Annotated in this window: 18 protein-coding genes; 10 read left to right on the forward strand and 8 right to left on the reverse strand. The window is 63.3% G+C overall.

Translation table 11 applies throughout. The features are described 5' to 3' along the window. The first annotated feature begins 55 nt into the window (after positions 1-55). The gene (locus U0O11_RS10230; protein WP_324689771.1) at positions 56-2116 is read left to right on the forward strand and encodes a CocE/NonD family hydrolase; all 2061 of its coding nucleotides are present in this window, start codon (positions 56-58) and stop codon (positions 2114-2116) included. Between the two features lie 9 nt (positions 2117-2125). Here U0O11_RS10230 and U0O11_RS10235 read toward each other — a convergent pair whose 3' ends face one another. Continuing rightward, entirely contained in the window at positions 2126-3064 is a 939-nt protein-coding gene (locus U0O11_RS10235) for a LysR family transcriptional regulator (protein WP_054557146.1), read from the reverse strand. Positions 3065-3284: 220 nt separating this feature from the next. Here U0O11_RS10235 and U0O11_RS10240 point away from each other — a divergent pair, with 220 nt between their 5' ends. Beyond that, positions 3285-4712 (forward strand): sodium:solute symporter family protein, encoded by a 1428-nt coding sequence (locus tag U0O11_RS10240; RefSeq protein ID WP_324689773.1) that lies wholly within the window; start codon positions 3285-3287, stop codon positions 4710-4712. A gap of 235 nt (positions 4713-4947) precedes the next feature. Then, positions 4948-6234 carry an FAD-dependent oxidoreductase gene (locus U0O11_RS10245; protein ID WP_324689775.1) on the forward strand — a complete coding sequence of 429 codons (1287 nt, stop codon included), beginning with the start codon at positions 4948-4950 and terminating at the stop codon, positions 6232-6234. Positions 6235-6380: 146 nt separating this feature from the next. On the opposite strand, the gene U0O11_RS10250 is transcribed toward U0O11_RS10245, so the two are convergent. Then, on the reverse strand, positions 6381-7682 hold the full coding sequence (locus tag U0O11_RS10250) for an SLC13 family permease (RefSeq protein ID WP_324689777.1): 1302 nt from the start codon (positions 7680-7682) through the stop codon (positions 6381-6383). Between the two features lie 52 nt (positions 7683-7734). Continuing rightward, positions 7735-8559 (reverse strand): amidohydrolase family protein, encoded by an 825-nt coding sequence (locus tag U0O11_RS10255; RefSeq protein WP_276315199.1) that lies wholly within the window; start codon positions 8557-8559, stop codon positions 7735-7737. A gap of 151 nt (positions 8560-8710) precedes the next feature. Between U0O11_RS10255 and U0O11_RS10260 the strand changes: the two genes are divergently transcribed. Continuing rightward, complete coding sequence (locus tag U0O11_RS10260) at positions 8711-9463, forward strand: GntR family transcriptional regulator (protein WP_215823002.1); 753 nt, start codon at positions 8711-8713, stop codon at positions 9461-9463. A 243-nt stretch (positions 9464-9706) separates the two neighbouring features. On the opposite strand, the gene U0O11_RS10265 is transcribed toward U0O11_RS10260, so the two are convergent. After that, positions 9707-9895, reverse strand: a complete 189-nt coding sequence (locus tag U0O11_RS10265; protein WP_131432268.1) for a CopG family transcriptional regulator — start codon at positions 9893-9895, stop codon at positions 9707-9709. Positions 9896-10188: 293 nt separating this feature from the next. Here U0O11_RS10265 and dauA point away from each other — a divergent pair, with 293 nt between their 5' ends. Continuing rightward, a complete protein-coding gene (gene dauA, locus U0O11_RS10270) occupies positions 10189-11961 on the forward strand; it encodes a C4-dicarboxylic acid transporter DauA (RefSeq protein WP_324689782.1) in 1773 nt (590 codons plus the stop codon). Positions 11962-12167: 206 nt separating this feature from the next. Here the strand turns inward: dauA and U0O11_RS10275 are convergent, their stop codons facing one another. From U0O11_RS10275 to U0O11_RS10290, 4 genes are all read right to left on the reverse strand, one after another. Then, the gene (locus U0O11_RS10275) at positions 12168-12869 is read right to left on the reverse strand and encodes a FadR/GntR family transcriptional regulator (RefSeq protein ID WP_324689784.1); all 702 of its coding nucleotides are present in this window, start codon (positions 12867-12869) and stop codon (positions 12168-12170) included. Between the two features lie 114 nt (positions 12870-12983). Further along, positions 12984-14504 carry a tripartite tricarboxylate transporter permease gene (locus U0O11_RS10280; protein WP_043334188.1) on the reverse strand — a complete coding sequence of 507 codons (1521 nt, stop codon included), beginning with the start codon at positions 14502-14504 and terminating at the stop codon, positions 12984-12986. Continuing rightward, positions 14504-14974 (reverse strand): tripartite tricarboxylate transporter TctB family protein, encoded by a 471-nt coding sequence (locus U0O11_RS10285; protein WP_107334525.1) that lies wholly within the window; start codon positions 14972-14974, stop codon positions 14504-14506. Before U0O11_RS10285 ends, U0O11_RS10280 begins: the two co-directional genes overlap by 1 nt. A gap of 59 nt (positions 14975-15033) precedes the next feature. Next, positions 15034-15999, reverse strand: a complete 966-nt coding sequence (locus U0O11_RS10290; protein WP_324689788.1) for a Bug family tripartite tricarboxylate transporter substrate binding protein — start codon at positions 15997-15999, stop codon at positions 15034-15036. Positions 16000-16647: 648 nt separating this feature from the next. On the opposite strand from U0O11_RS10290, the gene U0O11_RS10295 reads away from it, so the two are divergent. From U0O11_RS10295 to U0O11_RS10315, 5 genes are all read left to right on the forward strand, one after another. Then, a complete protein-coding gene (locus U0O11_RS10295; RefSeq protein ID WP_324689790.1) occupies positions 16648-17424 on the forward strand; it encodes an SDR family NAD(P)-dependent oxidoreductase in 777 nt (258 codons plus the stop codon). A gap of 208 nt (positions 17425-17632) precedes the next feature. Continuing rightward, on the forward strand, positions 17633-19225 hold the full coding sequence (locus U0O11_RS10300; RefSeq protein ID WP_324689792.1) for an aldehyde dehydrogenase (NADP(+)): 1593 nt from the start codon (positions 17633-17635) through the stop codon (positions 19223-19225). A gap of 195 nt (positions 19226-19420) precedes the next feature. After that, entirely contained in the window at positions 19421-20449 is a 1029-nt protein-coding gene (locus U0O11_RS10305; RefSeq protein WP_324689794.1) for a sugar kinase, read from the forward strand. A gap of 100 nt (positions 20450-20549) precedes the next feature. Continuing rightward, positions 20550-21563, forward strand: coding sequence for a 2-hydroxyacid dehydrogenase (locus U0O11_RS10310; RefSeq protein WP_442872656.1), 1014 nt, complete (start codon positions 20550-20552; stop codon positions 21561-21563). 145 nt (positions 21564-21708) lie between these two features. Further along, complete coding sequence (locus tag U0O11_RS10315) at positions 21709-22839, forward strand: LacI family DNA-binding transcriptional regulator (protein ID WP_324689798.1); 1131 nt, start codon at positions 21709-21711, stop codon at positions 22837-22839.

A 22839-nucleotide genomic window follows, 5' to 3' on the forward strand; every position in this document is an offset into this window, starting at 1 on the left:
AGTAATCCCGAGACAAGGCATCCGTCCATCGCCCCGACGACACAAGGATACGTGAATGCGCGTCAAGACCGACTTCCCCCATCGCGTCCGCGAGATCGAGCACACGCTGATTCCGCTCTCGGACGGCACCCAGCTGGCCGCCAGAATCTGGCTGCCGGAAGACGCGGAGCAGGCGCCGGTGCCGGCCATCCTCGAATACCTGCCCTACCGCAAGAGTGACGGCACCATCGCGCGTGATGCCCTCACCCACCCCTACTTCGCGGGCCACGGCTACGCCTCGGTGCGCGTCGACATGCGCGGCAACGGCGAATCACAAGGGCTGATGGAGGATGAATATCTGCCACTGGAGCAGTCCGATGCGCTGGAGGTGATCGAGTGGATCGCCAATCAGCCGTGGTGCAGCGGCAAGCTCGGCATGATGGGCATCTCCTGGGGCGGCTTCAATTCGCTGCAGCTGGCCGCGCACCGGCCCGAGCCACTCAAGGCCATCATCACCCTCTGCTCCACCGATGATCGCTACACCGACGACATCCACTACAAGGGTGGCTGCCTGCTCAACGAGAACCTGGCCTGGGCCGCCACCATGCTGAGCTTCTCCGCGGCACCGCCGGACCCGCGTCTGGTGGGTGATGAGTGGCGCGCCATGTGGCAGGAGCGTCTCGACGAGATGCCGCTGCTGGCCGAGACCTGGCTGTCGCATCAGCACCGCGATGCGTACTGGAAGCAGGGCTCCATCAACACCAATTACGCCGACATCGAAGCGGCGGTCTATGCCATCGGTGGCTGGGGAGATGCCTACAAGAACACCGTCGGGCGGATGATGGAAAACCTGAGCTGCCCGCGCAAGGCGCTGATCGGCCCGTGGATTCACAAGTATCCGCACTTCGCGGTGCCCAATCCGGCCATCGGCTTCCTGCAGGAAGCGCTGCGCTGGTGGGACCACTGGCTGAAAGGCAAGGAAAACGGCGTGATGGACGAGCCGTCCGCAACCTTCTACGTGCAGGACTCCCTGCCGCCGAAGACGATGTATGCCGAGCGTCCGGGGCGCTGGGTGCAGACCGATGGCTGGCCCGCCAGCGATGTCGAGATGCACGAGATGTCCCTGAGCGAATCAGGCCTGAGCGACGACACACGTCAGGGCCAGCAAGCACTGTCCAGGCCGGTCGTGGTGGATTCTCCCCTCACCGCTGGTCGTCATCAGGGCGAGTATTGCGCCATCTGGTTCGGGCCTGACCTGCCGGCCGATCAGCGTCTCGATGATGCGCTGGCCGTGTGCTTTGACAGTGAACCGCTCGATGCGCCGCTGGATATCCTCGGCAAGCCCAGGGTCACGCTGACACTGGCCAGTGACCAGACTTGCGGCCAGCTGGCAGTGCGCCTGAGTGACGTGCAGCCGGATGGTCAGGTCGCGCGCATCACCTACGGCGTACTCAACCTCAACCTGCGCGATCATGACAATCCCCAGACACTGGTGCCGGGCGAGCCCATCGAGGTGGCGCTTGAACTGGACATGGCGGGCTACCGGATTCCAGCCGGCCACCGTCTGCGTGTGGCACTCGCGACAGCCAACTTCCCGATGGTGTGGCCGGCGGCCAGGCGTGCGGCACTGACCTTGCAACCGGGCCTGCAGTCACTCGCGCTGCCGGTCTTCACTGGCGTGGCTGTCGACACCCCCTTCGAGGCACCGGAGTCCGCACAACCGGCCAATATCAGTGAGCAACGCGCTGCCAAGCCCAGCCGCAGCGTGGTCGAGGACGTGGCCAGCGGCGAAATCACCACCATCGTCGAGGACGACATGGGGGCGATGACCTTCGAGGACACAGGCATGCGTGTCGAGCATCGCTGCACCGAGCGCTATACCGCGCATCCGGAAGATGCGGATCGCACGCGTGCCGAGATCGTCTGGCATTACCACGCCGGACGCGATCAACACGGGCGTGACAGTGCCCTGGGCGATACCACCCCGGGCCAGTTCGACATCCGTGTCGAGAGTCACTATCGCATGCGCTGCGACGCCGAGAACTTCTATCTCGAAGCCGAGCAGATCGCCTGGGAAGATGACAAGGAAGTCCATCGCCGTGACTGGCAGCGCACAGTGCCGAGAACATCGGTCTGAGGCGCCCGCTCAGGCGCCTGGCGCGTACCTGTCCTGCGAGCGTTGCTGCCAGGCGGCCAGCTCCGCCGCCAGATAGGGCATGAAGCGCTGCCCCTGACGCGAGACGGGATGAAAGCGCGAGGTGACCAGCGCGACATCCAGAGTGATGGTCGGTGTGAAGGGCACGATGCGCAGATGGCAATCGCGACGTGCCAGCATCGCCTCCGCCGTCACCGGATCGATCAGGGCGATCCCCAGCCCTTCGTTGACGAGCATCGCGACCGAGGGAAACAGATGGGTCTCGATGCTCGCCTGCAAGGTCATGCCGACCTGCTGGAAGGCCCGCGCGAGTTTCAGAGTGCTCTGGTGATGCTGGTCCAGCGTGATGATGGTCTCCCCGGCCAGGTCCGCCGGGCTCAGTGATGCCTTCTCGGCGAGAGGATTGCCTTCGGGAACCGCAAGCGCCATGCACAGCCGATACTCCTCGAGCACCAGCTCCTCGATGGCGGCGTCCGACTCGATGACGCCGAGATCGAACTGGCCCTCGGCGACCCACTCGGCGATCTTGCGCGAACTGAACGTCTGCAACGACAGACGGCTGTCGGGGAAGTCAACCAGATAGCGCGCCATCACTCGGGGCATCACCGTGGGAGACAGCCCCGGCATCGAGGCCACGGTGAGCTTGCCGGCATGGCCGTCACGCAGCCCATCGGTCAGCTCATCAAGGTGGCCCACCGAGGCCAGCACCTTGTCGACCCCTTCGGCCAGATGGACGGCTTCCGGCGTCAACTGGGTGCCGTAGTGGTTGCGGCGAAAGAGCAGAAAGCCGACTTCGCTTTCCAGATTGGTGATCGCCGTGCTCACCGCGGGTTGGGTGATGGCCAGGCGACGCGCTGCCTGGGAGAGACTGCCCGTGCGTACCACTTCCTGAAAGATCTGCAATTGACGCAGGTTGTGTCTGAGTTTCATGACGGCTGGGCTCTCATCTCGTGGCAGGGCTCTCGTGGCAGAGCTCTTGTGACAAAGCTCTCGCGGCGGGGCACTCATGTCCGGATTCTCGAGACTAGCCTTTCTCGGGCAGACTCTAAATTGTTCTTATGACTTAATAGACAGCCTTTAGTTGTGCTTATACCCCCTGCGGGAGGAAGCTGACCAGACCCTCATAACCAACAACAAAGGGCCACAGACAATGCATATGATCGACCTCATGGGGCTATTGCTGTATTTCGCGATACTGCTCTACATCGGCTACCGCAGTGCCAAGAAGACCTCCAGCAGTGCCGACTTCGCCGTCGCCGGCAACAAAATCATCTGGCCGGTGCTGTTCGCCACGCTCGCCGCTTCCTTCCTCGGCGGGGGCGCCTCGATGGGCCGCGCCGGCAAGGCCTTCGATGAGGGCTACGCCTTCATGTTCGCGGCCTCCGCCTTTCCCATCGCCACCATCATCGCAGGCCTCTACATCGCACCGCGCCTCAAGCGCTATGCGGGCGCCCAAACGGTCGGTGACATCATGGCGCATCACTATGGTCGCAGCGCTCGCCTGCTGACCGGCATCTTCTCGCTGATCTTCTGCGTGGGCATCCTCGGCGCTCAGGCGCTGGCCATCGGTACCGTCTTCAATGCCATCCTGGGCATCGAGATCAGCACCGGCATCCTGATCGGCATGGCGGTTGTGCTGGTGTACTCCACGGCCGGCGGCATGTGGGCCGTGATCCAGACCGACGTGGTGCAGTTCGTGATGCTCGCGGTCTTCCTGCCCATCACCATGATCGTCGGACTCGACAAGATCGGTGGCCCCGATGCCCTGATCGCCGCGCTGCCCACCGAGCACTTCAGCATCATGGGCGATTACACGCCGCTGATGTTCATCAGCATCTTTATCGCCTTCCTGCTCGGCGAGACCCTCGTCCCGCCCTACACCCAGCGCGCCCTGTCGGCACCGGATTCCCGTCATGCCAAGATCGGCTACTCGCTGGCCGGCGGCTTCGGTCTGCTGTTCTATGCCGTCAGCTCCACCATCGGCCTGATCGCGCTGGTGCTCTATCCGCAGATCTCGCCGGATCAAGCCATGCCGGAACTGATTCGTGACGCCCTGCCGCTGGGCCTGACCGGTCTAGTGCTCGCCTCACTGCTGGCCGTGGTGATGTCGACGGCGGATTCCTACCTGAACTCGGCAGCAGTCATCTTCGTGACCGACATCTACAAGCCCTTCATCAATCCCGCCATGTCCGGCAAGCAGCAGCTGTGGATCGAGCGCGGCGTCAATCTGGCCATCGGGCTGGGCGCCATCGTCTTCGCGCTTTACGCCACCTCGATCATCGATGCGCTGCTGCTGAGCTACGCGCTGTGGGCGCCGACCATCCTGCTACCGTTCATCTTCGCCGTGCTGTTCAAGATTCGCTGCAAGCGGGCCGGCATTGCCGCGATGCTCGCCGGGGCACTGGCCACCAGCATCTGGAAGTGGAGCAGCCTGGAGCTTGAGGCATTGAGCGGCATCACGCCGCTGATCGCCGGCGTCATCGCCAATATCGTGGTCTTCACCCTCGTCTACCAGTTCTTGAACGCGGCGCCGGACCACAACGGCAAGAACGCCCCATCCCAGCCCACCCACTCCTGAGGACCTGACCATGTTCGGACTGACCCTGTATGTGATCTGCCTGCTGAGCATCCTCACCGCCGTGGGCATCGCCATCGCCTCCTGGAAGTTCTACCGCGACAACTGAGCCATCGGCAGGGCCTGCGCCGCTCGACCATGAGTCTTCCAAGGCTCTGTCATGGCCCTGCCACCGTCTTCATCACGCCGATCATGTCGGGCAATCCGCCCGGCATGACCGGCAAAGAGAGTACGCGCGATGACCCCGCAATCCTCCGCCGCCGAAGCGGCGAGTCACGACAGCATTGCCGTCATTGGCGCCGGCATCATCGGTCTGGCGACCTGCCGCGCCTTGCAGGCACGTGGCTATCACGTTCGACTGTATGACCCGAACCCCATCGGCGAAGGCACCTCCTTCGGCAACGCCGGCCTCATCGCCAACTACGCCACCTCACCGATGGCCAGCGGCGATACCCTGCGCCAGCTGCCGGGCCACCTGCTGAGCAGGCAGCCCTCCCTTGCCATCGCCCTGCGCCACACGCCTGCCCTCGCGGATTTCGGCTGGCGCTTCCTCAAGGCGGCAACGCCCTCCAATTTCCAGCGCCACAAGGCGGACCTGATCGCCCTGCTGGCCAATGCCGTCGAACGACAGCATGCCCTGATCGATGACCTGCAGACCAAAGCGCCCACTGCACTGGCCAGCCAGACAGGCTGCCTGCAGATCCAGCGCGACACCGCCATCACCCCGGCATCGCTGGAGAAGATGGCCCAGGCGAAACGTCATGACGGAGTCGAATGTCAGGCACTGGGCGCAAGCGAGCTGCGGGATCTGGAACCGTCGCTCAACTCGAAGGGACTGGCAGGCGGCCTCTACTACCCTGATACCCGCCATCTCACCAGCCCGCTGTCACTCAGCCGCCAGCTCTTCGCACAGCTCGAAAAAGGCGGCCTTGAGTGGACGGCGCAGCAGGTCGATGCCCTCACGCCGCTTTCCAGTGGTGGCTGGCGCATCGACACCGCCACCACCTCGCAGGAGGTTTCGCATGTGGTGATCTGCGCCGGTATCGCGAGCAATACGCTGCTGGCAGGACTCGGCAAGCGTCTGCCGGTGGTCAGCGAGCGCGGCTATCACATCGAGCTCGCCACCTCGCTGCCACTCTCGCGCCCGGTGGGCTGGCTGGCGCATCACTTCTACGCCTCGCCCATGGCCGCAGGCATTCGCCTGGCGGGCACCACCGAGTTCTGCGCGCCATCGCGCCCCGCCTCGCCGGAGCGTTGGCAAGCCCTCAAGCAATGGGGCGAGACACTCTTCGGTCAGCCACTCGACGTCGCCCGCCACTGGATGGGCGTGCGCCACTCCACCCCCGATGGCCTGCCGGTAGTAGGCGAAATGCCCGGCTGCCCCGGCCTGCTGCTCGCCTATGGGCATGGCCACCTGGGCCTGACACTCTCGGGCGAGACGGGCGACCTGGTGGCACGCACGGTGGCGCACGACCCCCTGCCGGAATACGCGCGCAGCCTGTCGCCCGCCAGATTCTGCCAATGATCCCGCTCCCCTGAGCAAGCAGGACGGCACCCTTGCCCCTGAAGACGAAAGCCCCTGACAGGCGAACCTGTCAGGGGCTTCTTGTTTCTTGCGTCAGAGCTTGCAAGAGCTTCTGCTTACAGAAGGTGGAGAGAAATCTCCGCTCCTCAATACACGAAAGCGAACAGGAAATTGAAGATCAGCGCAGCCCCGAAGCCCAACGGCGCCGCCTTGAACAGCAGCTTGGGCAGTAGGTCATTGCGACGCTCTTCACTGGGACATGAACCCAGAATCAGGCTACCGCCGGAAGAGAATGGCGAGATGGCGGTGGACTGAGCACCGATGACAATGGCGACAAACAGGATCATCGGGTCAATTCCCAGCTGGGTGGCCAACGCCGGCACGACAGGGAACAACGCAGGCGTCACCACTCCCAAAGTGCTGGCGAAAAGCGACATGATCGCCGAGATCACTCCAAATACGATCGGCACCGCGTAGACCGGAATATTGCCGCTCACCCAGGAAGCCAGAAGATCGATAGTGCCGACCTTGATGGCAATCGAGATCAGCATGCCGACACCACAGATCATGATGATAGTGCCCCACGGCAGCGAGGCGATCGCCTTGCGCTCATCCCCCAGCTTCATCAACAACGCGATCACCGAGAACACGCTGGCAATCAACCCTATGTTGATGCGGTCGTTGACGTAAGCCACCAGCGCATTGTCCGGCAGGATCATCGCGGTGATCGGCGGTGCCAATACGGTGACCATCAACAGCAACGTCAGACGCAATGTCAGTCGCTGCTCACGGTTCATCGGCGAGGGCTGGGCTGCATCAGTAATCTGCACACCGCCCTGACTTTCTCGCAGCGAGAACAGCACCAGCAGCCCCAGCACCACGATGGGCACGACCATGGTCGCCAGGAAGATGCCGAAACTGTAATGGAAGGCATCACCGGACGAGATGCCGGCACCGGTCATCAAGCCTTGAAAGATGATGCCACTCTGACTGGAAACGAAGTTGGCCCCCGCCAGCGCGCCGTAGTTGACCGCCATGGCACCGACGATCAGCGACAGGCGAGTCTTGTCGCACAACAAAAGTGTGATGGGCGCCATGAAGGCCAGTACCGTGTAGTAGCCTGCACCCAACGCCGAGATGATCACCGACGAAAAGAAGATGGCAAACGGCAACAAGGCTGGCACATTGCGACAGCGGTACAGCAGATGTTCCGCCAGCTTCTCAAGCGTGCCGTTGACGATGGCGAAGTTATAGAACAGACAGACCGAGAAGATGATGAAGAAGATCTTCAGCGGCCATAGGCCGATCACCTCGTTGGGCGACATTCCAAGCCAGAAGCAGCCAATCAGATAGGAGAAGGCAATGGCGAACAGACCGATGTTCAGGCGCAAGCGATAGCCCAAGACGATCGAGACCACGATGGCCAGTATGACGACAAGACTCGACATGGCGAACACTCTTGTTATGTGGGGACAGGGCAGATGTGGCAGGACAATGAAGTTACAGCTGCAGCAGACGACGCGGGTTGTGGATCATTACCTGTTCGATCAGCTCCGGGCTCAACAACAGCTCGCGCATGCACCGGGTCTGGGCTGCATGATCGGCCACGTGTTCGAAACGGGTGTGCGGCCAGTCGCTGCCCCAGATCAGCCGCTGGTCATTGCCCATGGCCTGGCGCAACACGGCGAGCGAGCGTCGTGACTGCTCAAGCGTTGCGCCCGAGCGATACGGCGCGGAGACCTTGACCCACAGCTGCGGAGAACTCACCAGCGTCAGAAAGCGCTGATGATCGGGGAGTCCAGGAGTAAGCTCACCCTCCTTCGGCAGGCCGAAGTGGTCGATCACCAGTGTCACGCCAGTCTCGATCAAGCTCGGCAGAAAGTCGGCGAGATCGGCCACGCTGCGCTGGATTTCTACATGCCATCGGCGGCGCGCCAGCTCACGATAGAGCGACAGCCATTCCTCCCCGAGATAGTCCGCCGGTGTCGCACCGATCAGATTGAGGCGAATGCCGACCACGCCCTTCGCTCCCATGCGATCCAGCTCCGCCATGGAGATGGCACTGTCAACCACTACCACGCCCTTGAGGCGCTCAGGAGATGCGGCAAGCGCCTGCAGCAGGAAACGATTGTCGGTGCCCAGAAAGCTTGGCTGGACCAGCAGGCCATGTGACAGCCCCTGCGAATCCAGCTGCGCCAGATATGCGTCGACCGTGGCATCATACTCAGGGCAATAGCGACGACCTTCCACCATGGGGAGGTCATGAAGAAAGACATGGGCGTGGCAATCAACGCCACGACAGGAAGTCAGTGAATCTACAGTCATCAGGGTCACTCACTATCGATGTGTATGTCAGGAAGCAGGAATATCAGGCCATGCCTCCCGTAATTCATGCAAACATATATATGTATTTCGAGTGACAGGTTAGCGTAAAACTTACGCTGATAGCAGAGACCCATGACCAAAGGAGTAATGCATGCCGCAAGCACGGTCAGTTCGGGGGATCACTGGAACGGACAGCCGACTACCGCTTTACCAGCGCCTTCGCGATGAATTCCTTCTGCAGATCGCCGAGGGTCATTGGGTGCCGGGCACCCCCATCCCGACCGAAGCCGAGATGACGCGAGAGTATGAAGTCGCGATCGGCACGGTTCGCAAGGCCATCGAGACACTGGTGCAGGACGGTATCCTGGAGCGCCAGCAAGGACGCGGTACCTTCGTTCGCCGCCCGGAATTCACGCATTCGTTGTCGCGCTTCTTCCGTCAGGTCGACTCGCAGGGCATTACCCGGATTCCGGAGAGCGATATCCTGTCATTGGAGAGCGAGCCAGCCAGCCAGCATGTCAGGCAGGCACTGAACCTTGGAGCCAGAGCAGGAGTCATCCACTTGGAGCGTCTACGCCGCCTGGAGGGAAAACCGCTGTTCCATGAGCGGATCTGGCTCCCTCAGAAGCGCTTTGCCGCACTGCTCGAAACCCCGAAGGATGCACTGGGTGACCTGCTCTACCCGACCTACGAAACACTATGTGGGCAGCTGGTCGCCCATGCGCGGGAAACACTCTCCATCGGCGTGGCAGACGCATCTACCTCTGAGCTGCTAGGTGTAGCCCTCGAGACACCAGTCGTGGTGATCGACCGTATCGCCAGCGGCTTTGATGGCACTCCGTTGGAGCTGAGGCGCTCCTACGGTATCGCCAGCGAGTTCCGTTATCAGATCGAGATCGCCTGATATCTCAAGAGGGAGAGAGCAGGATGCAACGATGGAAATTTCCAGCGCACGCTAGAACATGTTCCTGAGGTCAAGCCTTCATGCCCCGTGAGAAACCTATAAGCCTGCACCCTTCATCTACGTGAGGTAGTGCAAAAACAAGAAGCCCCTGACCGGTTCGCCTGTCAGGGGCTTCTTGTTTCTTGCGTCAGAGCAGGCTCATCAGCGCAGGGCTTGTCAGAGCGCCCCACCCAACCCGCTCGTTCAGGAAGATGGGGGTTGTGGACGCCCGGGCTGGGACGCGTACTCGACGCCATGCGCCTGCAGATACTCGCGGATCAACTGACGGACGACCTGAGACGGCGTCTGATCCTGCGAGGCACACAGCTGCTCGAAGGCCTGCTTCTTGTGCGGGTCAATCATCAGGGTCAGGCGTGCGGTCTTCTTTTCCATCTTCAGCTCTCCCGAAATCATTAACATCAGATGGTAATGCCGGGACGCCGATACCGACAAGCCAATCCTTGTGAACCCGCGCCGAACCTCTGGGCAAGCGAATGACGATCATGCTAATTACATGTTAATGTTTTTACCATTTAATTATCATGTGATCATGACAGGGCAGTCCGTCACAGACGGCTGGCCTGCTGTCGCCTGGCGCAGTGTCATGTTCGGACATGCCACGCCATGCCCTGATACGGCCAGCACCAGGTTCAGCGTCGAGATTCCCTCCGCGAGGACCCGCCCCGATGACCTCCAAGCGCTCTCCCATGCGCCTGCCCCCGATTGCCACCGGCCTGCGCAGTGCATGGCACTCAGGCTACGGCCTCACCGATCTGCGTCAGGACATCCTGGCCGGGTTGACCATCGGCACCGTGGCAGTGCCGCTGTCCATGGCACTGGCCATCGCGGCCGGGGTCGCGCCACAGCACGGCCTCTACACGGCCATCGTCGCGGGGGCAATCATCGCCATGACGGGCGGCTCACGCGTCAACGTCTCCGGGCCCACCGCGGCCTTAGTGGTGATCCTGTTTCCCATCGTTCAGCAGTACGGACTCGGCGGCCTGTTGATCGCCACCATGATGGCGGGGGCGATTCTGATACTGCTGGGGCTGACGCACATGGGGCGGCTGATCCAGTTCGTGCCCTATCCGGTCGTGCTCGGCTTTACCGCCGGCATCGCCGTGGTGATCGCCGTCCTGCAGGTGCCTGACTTTCTGGGCCTGAGTGTCGGACAGCTCAGCGAGCACTTCGTCGAGAATGTCGGGCATATTCTGGTCGCCCTGCCGACGCTGAACCCTCATGAGCTCTCCATCGGGGTCTTTTCACTGGCCGTCATGCTGCTGTGGCCACGCCTGCACCTGCCCGCCCCTGCACCACTGGTCGGCTTGATCGTCGGTGCACTGGCGGCCCATGCGCTCGACCTCGCCTTCGGCGGTGACACCCAGGGCCCGCTGGTGGAAACCATCGCCTCTCGCTTCAGCTGGGAAGCGGCGGGCAGCAGCGGCACGGGCATTCCGCCCATCGCCCCAACGTTGGTGGCTCCCTGGCAGCTGCCCGACGTGAATGGCCAGCCGCTGACACTGGATTTCGAGCTGATCCGTGCATTGATGGGGCCCGCCATCGCCATTGCCATGCTGGGGGCGATCGAATCCCTGCTGTGCTCGGTGGTATCCGATGGACTGACGCGAACGCGCCATGACCCGGATGCGGAGTTGATCGGCCAGGGGCTGGGAAATCTGATAGCACCGTTGTTCGCGGGCATTACGGCCACTGCCGCCATCGCACGCACCGCCACCAACATTCGCTGCGGAGCCCGTTCACCACTGGCGGCAGTGGTGCATTCCGCGGTGGTACTGCTTGCGGTGATCGCACTGGCGGATCTGCTGGGGAAGGTGCCGATGGCAACATTGGCGGCGCTGCTGTTCATCGTCGCCTGGAACATGAGTGAAGCTCGCCACTTCGTGCATAGCCTGCGTTCCGCCCCGGGAGGCGATGTGGCGATCCTGTTGATCTGCTTCGGCCTCACCGTGCTGTTCAACATGGTGCTGGCGGTAGCAGTTGGCGTCGGTCTGGCGGCGGCGCTGTTCATACGCCGCATGATGCAGCTGACGCAGACCCGCCAGATCACCGACACGCCACAGGGCGAGGCGCTTCGCCAGACACCGTGCGAGGGAAGCGACAGCAGCGCCATCGCGCTCTACGACATCGATGGCCCCCTGTTCTTCGGCGTGGCCGAGAAGGCGCTGACCTCACTGCGCCTGGTCGATGACAGGGTCCGGGTCGTGATTCTCGACATGAGCGATGTACCGAGCATGGATGGCACGGCCATCGTGGCCCTGAAATCCCTGATCGATGACATGCATCACCAGCGAGTGGCGCTGATTCTGGCGGGGCTTCCGAGCCATCTGATCGTCAAGCTGCGCCGGGCCGGCATTCGCACGCGTGCACACAAGCTCATCTGGTGCCGCAGCCTGCCACGCGCCGTCGCCGTGGCGCGTCGCTGGCTGGGCGAACACTAGCCTTGCGAGCATCGTGCTCGGCCTATCTTCATAGGCTGCTTGCGTGCCTGCAGGCCGCGTTTTCACGCCTCCTGATACGACAATGCCTCTGATCGGTGACGATCAGAGGCATTGTCGTGGGTCATGACTTCTTGGCGAAATGCTTACCTGTCGAGGGGCTAACCTCTGGAGGGGCTTGCCTATTGTGGGGCTTACTTCTTGAGAGGCTAAGGCGCATGAACGCCTTCGAACATGCGTCGGCGCGCGCCTTCGAGATGCGCCCGCATCGCGCTTTCGGCCGCCGAGGCGTCCTTGTCGGCAATCGCATCGATGATCGCCTGATGCTCATCCTGCACGATGCGCAGGCGCTCCTCCGAGGCGCGCAGTGACAGGCCGCGCGTCAGGTTCATGCCCTCCTTGATGCTCTGGTTGAGCGAGCGCAGCACGGTGGCGTAGTAGTGATTGCTGGCCGCTTCGGTGATCGCCAGATGGAACTCGAAGTCTTCATCCGAGGCGCGATCATGGTTGAGATTGGCCTGGTTGATGGCTTCGAAGCGCTGGCGAATGTGCTCCAGCTGCTCCGGGGTGCGCCGCAGTGCGGCAAGGCCCGCCGCACTGGCCTCGACATTGGTGCGAAACTCGAAGCAACGCTGAATGTCGGCGATGCTGGAGATGCGCGCGAATTCGAGCACGGCGCTGTCGGGTCGATTGATGACGAAGCTGCCCGAGCCTCGCCGCGAGACGACGAGATTGTCCTCGCGCAGCCGCGCCAGCGCATCACGCAGCACCGGCCGCGACACCTCATACAGCTCGCACAGGCGCGCCTCGGTGGGCAGCTTCTTGTTGACGGGGTAATCACCGCTGATGATGGCCGCCAGAATCTTCTCGTAGACCACCAGCGCCAGTGAATGCTTGGCTGCTTCACTCATCGTGTCATGTCGCCCTTTCTCATCACTCTTGGTCCACCTTCAGGCATGTCGGATGGTGTGCAATTCTACCGGAAACCCTGCCAGTTGAGGAAAGGCCGCGCGGCTGACGCCCGTTCAGGCATCCTGGGGCTGAGTCGCTTCCTCTGCCTGCGGTGCCTTGCGCCCTGCCTTCACGCCATTGACGATGATCATGCTCCACACCGCCACCGCGGCGATGGCAAGCACCATGGCGATGGGACGGTCCACGAAGGCGGTCAGGTCGCCATTGGACTTGAGAATCGAGCGCATGAAGTTGCTCTCGACGATCGGCCCGAGAATCACCGCCAGAATCATCGGCCCGACCGGGAAGTCGTTCTCGGCCATGAAGAAGCCCATCAGGCCGATGCCGAGCATGATCCAGATATCGAACATGGCATTGTTGGCTGCGAAGGCACCGACGATGCAGAACATCAGGATCAGCGGGAACAGGATACCGGTGGGAATCGACAGGATGTGACGCGCCCCACGGATCGCCATGAAGCCCAGCGGCAACAGCAACAGGTTGGCCAGCACGAAGACCATGAAGATGGCGTTCACCAGCGGTGCCTGGTCGGTGAAGACATCCGGCCCCGGCGTGATGCCCTTGGTCATCAGGACGCCGATGATGATCGCCGTCACCGTATCGCCCGGGATACCGAACACCAGCGCCGGAATGTAGGCACCGGAGAGCGAGGCATTGTTGGCGGAACTGGCCGACACCAGGCCTTCGGGATGGCCCTTGCCGAACTTCTCCGGCGTTCGGGAGAACTTGCGGCTGACGGCATAGCTGATCCAGGAGGCGATATCGGCACCGGCGCCGGGCAGAGAGCCGATCACGGTTCCCAGTGCCCCACCGCGCAGCACGCCGCCCTTGTACTTCCACAGGGTCGAGCCGACGCCTTCGAAGGGACGCTTGATGACCGGCGGTACGATCGGCGCCGGGTTGCGCGTCTCGGGCATGCGGCGAATCAGCTCGGAGATCGCGAACAGGCCGATCAACACCGGCAGGATGGAGATACCGGCCAGCAGGTCGTAATTGCCGAAGGTGAAACGCATCTGGCCGGAGACACTGTCCATGCCCACCATCGCGATGACCAGGCCCGCCAGCATCGAGATGCCGCCCTTGAGCGGATCACGCCCCGAGACGAGAATCGCGCAGGACAGCCCCAGCAGTGCCAGCCAGAAGTACTCATCGCTGGTGAACTGGATGGCGAACTCGGCGATGCGCGGTGCGAAGAAGGCCAGGATCAGCACCCCGATCACGCCGCCGATCATCGAGCAGGTCACGTTGAGGCCCAGTGCCAGGCCCACCTTGCCCTGCTTGCCCATCGCATAGGCCTCCTCGGTATAGACCGCCGAGGCTGGCGTACCGGGGATTCGCAACAGCGCCCCGGGAATGTCCCCGGCCACGATCGCCATGGCCGTGGCGGACACGATGGCGGCGATGGCCGGCAGCGGGTCCATGAAGAAGGTGACCGGCACCAGCAGGGCCGTGGCCATGGTGGCGGTCAGGCCCGGAATCGCGCCCATGAACAGCCCGAAGAGGGAGGCGGCCAGGATGATCAGCATCACTTCCCAGGTGAAGACCATCGTGGCGGCTTGCAGTAAGTCACTCATCAGTAGATCACCTTTTCCAGCAGTCCCAGCTCGAGCGGCACGTGCAGCAACTGGCCGAACACGCCCCAGATCACCCCTGTGGCCGTCACCGCGATGCCGGCAGCGGGCATCCAGCGACGATGATGGAAGGTGTAGAGCAGCAAGGTGAGCAATACGAAGGACACCACGGGGAAGCCGACCACCGGGGTGAGATAGATGTAGGCGATGATGGAGGCACAGATGGCCACCAGCGTCAGAATGAAGGTGATCAGCGGCACGGGGTGCTGCCAGGCAAACCAGACTTCACGATTGCGCAGCCCACGGACGAGCAGGATGGCCCCGAACAGTATCAGCAGTGCGCCGATGACGGTGGGAAAGGTACCGGCCCCATATTCTTGGCGCGGCAGGTTCTTCAGGTCGAGGGAGGCATATATGACGGCAGCCCCGAAGGCTGCCGTCACCACACCCGTTACCTTGTCGTTGGTACGCATGTGCGGTTACTCATGAAGACTCAGGAGGAAACGTTCGAACACGAAGCGATGCGACGTGCTCAGTTGGCCAGCCCCAGCTTTTCGATGGTGGCAGCGTTCTTTTCGTCCTGATCTTTCATGAAGGCACGGAACCCTTCGGCATCTTCCCACACGGTGCCGTAACCGCGACTGGCCATGAAGTCCTGGAACTGCTCGGACTTCCAGACCTTCTCGGTGGCTTCAGACAGACGCGCGGTGACCTCTTCCGGCAGGCCCTCAGGGCCGACCAGACCACGCCAGGAACCCTGGCTCCACTCGGAGCCGGTCAGCTCCTTGGCAGACGGAATGCCCTCGAAGGAATCGACACGTTCATTGGCGAGTACCGCCAGCGCCTTGACGCGACCCGACTGGCGCATGGATTCGATTTCCGGCAGCGAGGAGAACACGATATCCACGCCACCGGCGGCCAGTTCCTGCAGGCCCGGTGCCGCGCCTTCGCTGGGTACCAGCGTCACGTCATTCGGGTTGATGCCCTGCTGATCCAAAAAGCCCGCGAAGGACAGATGGTAGGCCGCCCCCGGCGCAGAACCGGACACGGTGTAGTCACTGGGGTTGGCCTTCAGTGCCGACAGCGCATCATCCAGTGTCTTCCATTCGGAATCGGCATTCACCGTGAAGGAGGCGTAGTCCAGGTTGAGCAGCGCGATCGGCGTGAAGTCCTCATAGGACAGTTGCGCGGTGCCGATATGCTGATAGGTGGCGATCTCTGCCGTGCCAAGCCCCAGGGTATAGCCGTCGGGACGCGCCATCTTCATGGCCATGTGCCCCACCACCCCGGAACCACCGGTCTTGTTGACCACATTGACCGGCTGACCGAGCTCTTCCTGCAGGCCCGCCGCCAGCTGACGACCGACCGCATCGGTACCGCCACCGGCAGACCAGGGCACGATCAGCGTGATGGGCTTGTAGGGATAGTCGGCTGCCATCACCGAGGAAGCGGACAGGGTCAGCACGGAGGCACAGAGGACTTGTGACAATTTACGCATGGCGAAGACTCTCTCGTTGTCTTGTTATGGAGGCGTTGCGTGGCTGTGTCGATTGTGGCGTTGCAGCGTGGGGCAGCCGTTTTGGGGGTTGGCGATGACTGCCCCGAATACGCAGATCAGTGTCAGCGGGATGCACGAATTTTACAAGTTATGACAACTTGAACTTTAGACCAATCCAAAAACGGACGGCAGGGAGGGAGCGGGGGTTGCAGGTCGTGACGGGCTGGCCGGATCAACCCCTAGGATAGCCGACCCCAGCCCCTGCGACCCTTATCCAATGGCCGCAACGTCTTGCGGCTCGTTAGCCGAGCAGCATCGCTTGAATTGACACAAACCGTTGATTTATTGGATTTATCAGGGATTTTACGACAAATCAGTCTCTTGCCTGATAAGCACAGTCCCCTCTTCCTACAGCCCCAGTCAGCACCGCGCGAGCCGGGCTTCATAACAGCCTTCTCATGTCAGTCGAGAGGCGGGACTGCACTAAAGCACTATTCGCTAGTTGTCATTATTTGTTTGTCGATCCTGTTTGTCTGGGCTAAGGTGACTCGTGCCGAGAGGGAGCCGATGCTCGCCGCAGGCCCCTCCACCTTTCATTCGCCATGCCGCCTCCAAGAGCGTACGGCTTTCCACCGTCAGGAATCCCACATGTTCACCGATCTCAAGCAGAAGAAAGTTCTCATCACCGGCTCTACCAAGGGCATTGGTCTGGCTGCCGCTGTCGCCTTCGCCCGTGAGGGTGCCGTGGTCGGCATCAACAGCCGTCAGCAGGATGACGCCGCGCGTGACGCCATCGCCCAGCTGGAAACCACCGGGGCACGCTTTGAATATTTCGCACGTGATCTGTCCACCAGCGAAGGCTGCGCCGCACTGGTGGCAGACTTCACCAAGGCCTTCGGCGGCATGGACGTGCTGGTCAACAACGCCGGTGGCCTGGGCGTGCGTGCGGGACTCGAGAGTCTGGACGATGCCGCCTTCGACCTGGTGATGGACCTGAACCTGCGCTCCGCGATCATGACCACCAAGTACGCCATGCCGCACCTGAAGGCCTCCGCCAAGGACTCCGGCACCACCGCCAGCGTCATCAGCACCGGCTCCATCGCGGGTCGCGAAGGCGGCGGCCTGGGCGCCTCCCTGTACGGCGGCACCAAGGCCATGCTGCACAACCTGCATCGCAACTGGGTGAAGGAATTCACCAAGGACAACGTGCGCTTCAACATCGTGTCGCCGGGCACCATCGATACCGTCTTCCATGCCGACAAGAGCGAAGAGCTGCGCACCAAGATCGCCGGCAGCATCGCCATGGGCCGTTTCGGCACCTCAGAAGAATGCGCGCCGACCTTCCTGTTCCTCGCCTCCCACGCCACCAGTGGCTACATCACCGGTCAGGTGATCGACATCAACGGCGGCCAGATGTGCCCGTAAGGCATGTCGCCTGTCACCTTCAGCGCGGTGGAATGACGTGAAGTGACGCGCAACCCCCAAGGCGGTGACGCCTCGACCGGCCTGGCCTGTCGAGGCGGCTGCCCCCTTGACCCACTGCGCGTCCTACGCACAGCACCTACCACGCACCCCAGGCCCCACGCACCGTACGTCCCACGCACAGCACGCCCAACGAAAAGAGAGACGCCTCATGTCACCTTCCGATCAGACGACACTGCGCGGCCATCAGCTCATCGGCCAGCAGAGCCTGCTGGCTGACGGCAAGCCGGTTCATGCCATCAATCCTGCCAATGGCGAACGACTGGACCCCGCCTATCCGGCCGGTGGTGCCCGCGAGGTGGAGCTGGCCTGCCAGCTGGCACATGACGCCTTCGACAGCTTCCGGGAGACGGACGCCGAGACCCGCGCCGGCTTCCTCGAGACCATCGCCGAGGAAATCGAGGCCATCGGCGAGCAGATCACCGAACGCGCCCTGCAGGAAACCGGCCTGCCGCGCGCACGTCTGGAAGGCGAACGCGGCCGCACCTGCGGTCAGCTGCGTCTGTTCGCGGGTGTCGTACGCGCCGGGGAATGGTTGGATGTGCGCATCGACCCGGCCATGCCGGAACGCAGCCCGATGCCACGTGCCGACCTGCGCCAGCGGCGCATCGGTCTCGGCCCCGTGGCGGTGTTCGGGGCCAGCAACTTCCCGCTGGCCTTCTCGGTGGCCGGTGGCGATACCGCCTCGGCCCTCGCGGCGGGCTGTCCGGTCATCGTCAAGGCGCATTCCGCTCACCCGGGCACGTCCGAGCTGGTCGGCGGCGCCATCCAGCGTGCCGTGAAGCGCTGCAACCTGCCGGAAGGCGTCTTCTCGCTGCTCTACGGCAGCGGCAACACCCTGGGCCAGGCACTGGTCAATGACCCGCGCATTCAGGCCGTCGGCTTCACCGGGTCGCGCAGTGGCGGTACGGCACTGCTCAAGACGGCTCAAGCCCGCCCGCAACCGATTCCGGTCTACGCCGAGATGAGCAGCATCAACCCGGTACTGCTGATGCCGGCCGCGCTGGAAGCTCGCGCTGAAGCGCTGGGACAGGCCTTCATCGCCTCGCTCAACATGGGAGCCGGCCAGTTCTGCACCAATCCGGGGCTGGTGCTGGCACTGGAAGGTGAAGCGCTGGAGCGCTTCCTCAACACCGCCGCCGACAACGTCGCGGCCAGTGCCTGCCAGACGATGCTGACGCCAGGCATTCATGACGCCTACCGCGGTGGCGTGGAGAAACTCTCCGCCCTGCCTCAGGTACAGGAAGTGGCGCGCGGTGCGCTGGATGGCGACAACGCAAGCCCGTGTCAGACCGCGCTGTTCCGCACCACCGGCAGCGACTTCCTGAGTGAAGCCGCATTGCAGGAAGAAGTCTTCGGTGCCAGCTCACTGGTCATCGCCTGTCGCGATCTGGACGAGATGCGTGCGGTCTGCGAGCACCTGGAAGGCCAGCTGACCGCCACCCTGCATCTGGACGATGCCGATATCGATGCCGCGCGCAGCCTGATGCCGGTACTGGAGCGTCGCGCGGGTCGCATTCTCGCCAATGGCTGGCCGACCGGTGTCGAGGTCTGTCAGGCGATGGTCCACGGTGGCCCCTGGCCTGCCACCTCCGACAGCCGCACCACCTCGGTGGGCAGCGCGGCGATCGAACGCTTCCTGCGCCCGGTGTGCTACCAGGACCTGCCCGAAGCGCTGCTGAGCCCGACCCTGCGTGACAGCGCCGACCTGCCACGCCTGGTGGACGGCAAGCGCCAGCACTGAGTCGCGCCAGCACTGAGTCTGTCGGCAACGGGTACGCGACAATCAGTACGCAACAAGTGACACGCGACCAGCAAGACGGCGCAGCACTATCGGTGCAGCACTATCGGTACAGCACTACCATGAGGGCGCGGCTTCGCCAGCCGCGCCGTCATGCCTGACAAATACAAGGAATGTCTCCAAGACAAAGGACACGCCATGATGTCTGAGCAAGCCAGCGCGTCTTCGACGCCCACCTCTTCCCCTTCTTCCTCGCCACTGGAAATCCTCGCCTTTGGCGAAGCCATGGCCATGCTGGTCGCCGAGAGCGAGGGAGATCTTGCGCACGTCTCACATTACGAGCGCCGTATCGCCGGGGCCGACACCAACGTCGCCATCGGCCTCGCCCGCCTGGGCTTTCATGTCGGCTGGCTGAGCCGCGTGGGCGACGACAGTCTCGGGTGCTATCTGCGCCAGACCCTGCAAGACAATGGCCTGGACTGCCGCCACCTGACCCGGGACAACGAGGCGCCCACCGGCCTGATGTTCAAGGCGCGCGCCAGTCAGGGCGAAGACCCGCATGTCGAGTACTTCCGCCAGGGCAGTGCCGCCAGCCGCATGAATGCACGCGATGCCGATGGCATCGATTTCAGCGCCCTGCGCCACCTGCATGCCACCGGCATTCCGCCGGCCATCTCCCCCAGCTGCCGCGAGCTGTCCTTCCACCTCTTCGAGCAGGCCCGCGCCGCAGGCGCCAGCATCTCGTTCGACCCCAATCTGCGCCCCACCCTGTGGTCGAGCGAGCGTGAGATGCGCGACACCCTCAATCAGCTGGCAAGCCGCGCTGACTGGGTGCTGCCGGGACTGGCGGAAGGCGAACGCCTGACCGGCCACAAGACCCCCGAGGCCATCGCGGGCCACTACCTCGAACAAGGTGCCAAGGCCGTCATCATCAAGCTCGGCCCTGAGGGCAGCTATTACCGTGGGCTGATCGGCGGCCAGGAAGCCGCCTTCAGTGTTCCCGGCCAGCGCGTCGACCAGGTCGTCGATACCGTCGGCGCCGGCGATGCCTTTGCGGTGGGTGCCATCAGCGCCTTGCTCGATGGACTGTCACCTGAAGCTGCCATGCTGCGCGCCAACCTGCTGGGCAGTCGCGCGGTGCAGGTGCGCGGTGACATGGAGGGCCTGCCGGATCGCCAGACACTCACGGCGATCGAGAACGGAGAGGCCGCCAGTCTCGTGTCCTGAGCCGCGATCCGCGCCTGTCGATCCGTTCGTGTCGAACGCTCATGAACTCAAGGAGACCTCCATGCACGCACAGCACTACTCGCCCCAGGGAGCCAGCCAGATGGCCAGCGACGCGGCCAATCCCCTGCCCCGCCGCAAGGTCGTCGTGCTCAAGGCACTCGACGATGACCAGATGAGCACCCTGCGCGAGCATCATGATGTCGTGGTGTTGCCTGAGGGTCTGTCCGCACAGGCGCGGGAAGACGCGCTGCGCGATGCCCTGCGAGATGCCCACGGCCTGATCAGTTCAGGCCATGTGATCACGCCAGCGCTGCTGGACGCCGCCCCCAACCTGCGGGTGATCTGCTCGGTCTCGGTGGGCTATGACAACTACCCACTGGAGGCGATGAACGCGCGCGGCATCCTGTTGTGCAATACCCCGGATGTGCTGACCGAGACCACGGCGGACACCGGCTTCCTGTTGATCATGGCCACGGCGCGGCGCGCGGTGGAGCTGGCCTGCAAGGTTCGCGATGGCCAATGGACAGAGAGCCTCACACCGTCCCACTTCGGCACGGATGTGCACGGCAAGACGCTGGGCATGATCGGCATGGGGCGCATCGGCGCGGCGATCGCACGGCGCGGCGCGCTCGGCTTCAACATGCGCATCCAGTACTCGAACGCCTCCCCCAAGCCTGAGCTGGAAAGCGAGCTTGGCGCGACCCGCGTCGAACTGGACTCACTGCTCAAGACCAGCGACTTCGTGTGCGTCACCGTCCCGCTCAGCGAGCAGACCGAACGCCTGATCGGCAAGCGCGAGCTGGATCTGATGCCCGCCAGCGCCTTTCTGATCAACATCGCCCGCGGGCGCGTCATCGATGAAGGCGCCTTGATCGAGTGTCTCGAGCGCGACGGCATTCGCGGGGCGGGGCTGGATGTCTTCGAGCAGGAACCGCTGCCGGCAAGCTCGCCGCTGACGCGCCTGCCTCAGGTCGTGGCGCTGCCGCATATCGGATCGGCGACCCATGAGACCCGGCGCGCCATGGCGCAGCGTGCGCTGGACAACCTGCTGCTGGCGCTGGCAGGCGAATCCCCCTTGAGCGCGGTCAATGAAGCCCACTGGACACGCCGCTAGCACAAACCCGCCTGCCAGACCAAAGTGCTGAAGGGATAGCCGAGGGATTGCTCTATGCTGACGACAAGGAATTGGAACAATCCAAAACGCCAGCGCCCCAGCCCAGGCTTGGGATGACAACAAGAAAATGCCCAGGAACGACGCCATGAAAGCGCCCATCACGCCACCCCCTGCTCGGGAAGATGCCGACCCGTCATCACAGGGCCATTCGACTCAGGGCCATTCGACTCAGGGCGCCTCGAGCAGCATCACGCTCCAGGATATCGCGGCCCACGCCAAGGTCTCGCGCAGCACGGTCTCGCTGGTGCTGCGCGAAAGCCCGCTGGTGGCGAAGCGCACCCGCGAGAAGGTCCAGGCCTCCATCAAGGCGCTGGGCTATGTCTACAACCGTGGCGCCGCCGCCATGCGTGGCAGCCGCACCGCCACCCTGGGCGTGGTGGTCTATGACATCGCCAACCCCTTCTTCGGCTCCATGGTCGCGGGTATCGATGCCGCCCTGCACCAGGAAGGCTATGTGTCATTCCTCGCCAACAGCGAGGATTCCCCCGAGCGCCAGCAGCGCTTCATCGAGCGCATGCGTGAACATCGCGTCGATGGCCTGCTGCTGTGCCCCGCCGAACACACGGACCCCAACCTGATCCATCAACTGGCCGACTGGGGCATGCCCTGCATCCAGGTGATGCGCTATCTGGACGCGCCGCCCTTCGATTACGCCGGCACCGATTTCCGGCGCGTGGCCGAGATGGCCGTCAATCATCTCGTCAGCCTGGGCCATCAGCGCATCGCCTTCATCGGCGGCGCGGATCACTCGGTCAGCCATGACCGCTGGCTAGGCTATCAGGCCGCGCTGGACCGCCACGGCCTGGCCTATCGCCGTCTGGTACGCGGCAACGGCGTGACCCGACGCGTCGGCCATGAACTGATCAAGAGTCTGATGCAGGAAAGCCCGCGCCCGACGGCGGTGGTCTGCCACAACGACCTGGTGGCCTTCGGCGCCATGCTGGGCCTGCGCCAGATGGGGCTCGAGCCCGGCCGCGACTGCGCCGTGATCGGCACCGATGACGTCGAGGAAGCCGAGCTGGGCGACCCGCCCCTGACCAGTATCGCCACGCACCCCTACGCCATCGGGGAGCAGGCGGCGCGCCTGGCCTTGCGCCGGATCGCCAACCCCGGCGGCGAGCGAGAAAGCGTCATCATGCCGCCGGAACTCAAGATACGCCGCTCCTGCGGGAGTCCTGACGACGCCCCCGCAGGACTGACACCAAGCTTCAGCTGA

The organism is Cobetia sp. D5 (genome assembly GCF_035666195.1).
Taxonomy (GTDB): Bacteria; Pseudomonadota; Gammaproteobacteria; order Pseudomonadales; family Halomonadaceae; genus Cobetia; species Cobetia amphilecti.

Coding starts and splice junctions, on each gene's coding strand:
- U0O11_RS10240 (WP_324689773.1), top strand. CDS start 3,285: ATGCATATGATCGACCTCATGGGGCTATTGCTGTATTTCGCGATACTG.
- U0O11_RS10310 (WP_442872656.1), top strand. CDS start 20,550: ATGGCCAGCGACGCGGCCAATCCCCTGCCCCGCCGCAAGGTCGTCGTG.
- U0O11_RS10290 (WP_324689788.1), bottom strand. CDS start 15,999: ATGCGTAAATTGTCACAAGTCCTCTGTGCCTCCGTGCTGACCCTGTCC.
- U0O11_RS10245 (WP_324689775.1), top strand. CDS start 4,948: ATGACCCCGCAATCCTCCGCCGCCGAAGCGGCGAGTCACGACAGCATT.
- dauA (WP_324689782.1), top strand. CDS start 10,189: ATGACCTCCAAGCGCTCTCCCATGCGCCTGCCCCCGATTGCCACCGGC.
- U0O11_RS10260 (WP_215823002.1), top strand. CDS start 8,711: ATGCCGCAAGCACGGTCAGTTCGGGGGATCACTGGAACGGACAGCCGA.
- U0O11_RS10305 (WP_324689794.1), top strand. CDS start 19,421: ATGATGTCTGAGCAAGCCAGCGCGTCTTCGACGCCCACCTCTTCCCCT.
- U0O11_RS10250 (WP_324689777.1), bottom strand. CDS start 7,682: ATGTCGAGTCTTGTCGTCATACTGGCCATCGTGGTCTCGATCGTCTTG.
- U0O11_RS10295 (WP_324689790.1), top strand. CDS start 16,648: ATGTTCACCGATCTCAAGCAGAAGAAAGTTCTCATCACCGGCTCTACC.
- U0O11_RS10315 (WP_324689798.1), top strand. CDS start 21,709: ATGAAAGCGCCCATCACGCCACCCCCTGCTCGGGAAGATGCCGACCCG.
- U0O11_RS10280 (WP_043334188.1), bottom strand. CDS start 14,504: ATGAGTGACTTACTGCAAGCCGCCACGATGGTCTTCACCTGGGAAGTG.
- U0O11_RS10285 (WP_107334525.1), bottom strand. CDS start 14,974: ATGCGTACCAACGACAAGGTAACGGGTGTGGTGACGGCAGCCTTCGGG.
- U0O11_RS10275 (WP_324689784.1), bottom strand. CDS start 12,869: ATGAGTGAAGCAGCCAAGCATTCACTGGCGCTGGTGGTCTACGAGAAG.
- U0O11_RS10255 (WP_276315199.1), bottom strand. CDS start 8,559: ATGACTGTAGATTCACTGACTTCCTGTCGTGGCGTTGATTGCCACGCC.
- U0O11_RS10230 (WP_324689771.1), top strand. CDS start 56: ATGCGCGTCAAGACCGACTTCCCCCATCGCGTCCGCGAGATCGAGCAC.
- U0O11_RS10265 (WP_131432268.1), bottom strand. CDS start 9,895: ATGGAAAAGAAGACCGCACGCCTGACCCTGATGATTGACCCGCACAAG.
- U0O11_RS10235 (WP_054557146.1), bottom strand. CDS start 3,064: ATGAAACTCAGACACAACCTGCGTCAATTGCAGATCTTTCAGGAAGTG.
- U0O11_RS10300 (WP_324689792.1), top strand. CDS start 17,633: ATGTCACCTTCCGATCAGACGACACTGCGCGGCCATCAGCTCATCGGC.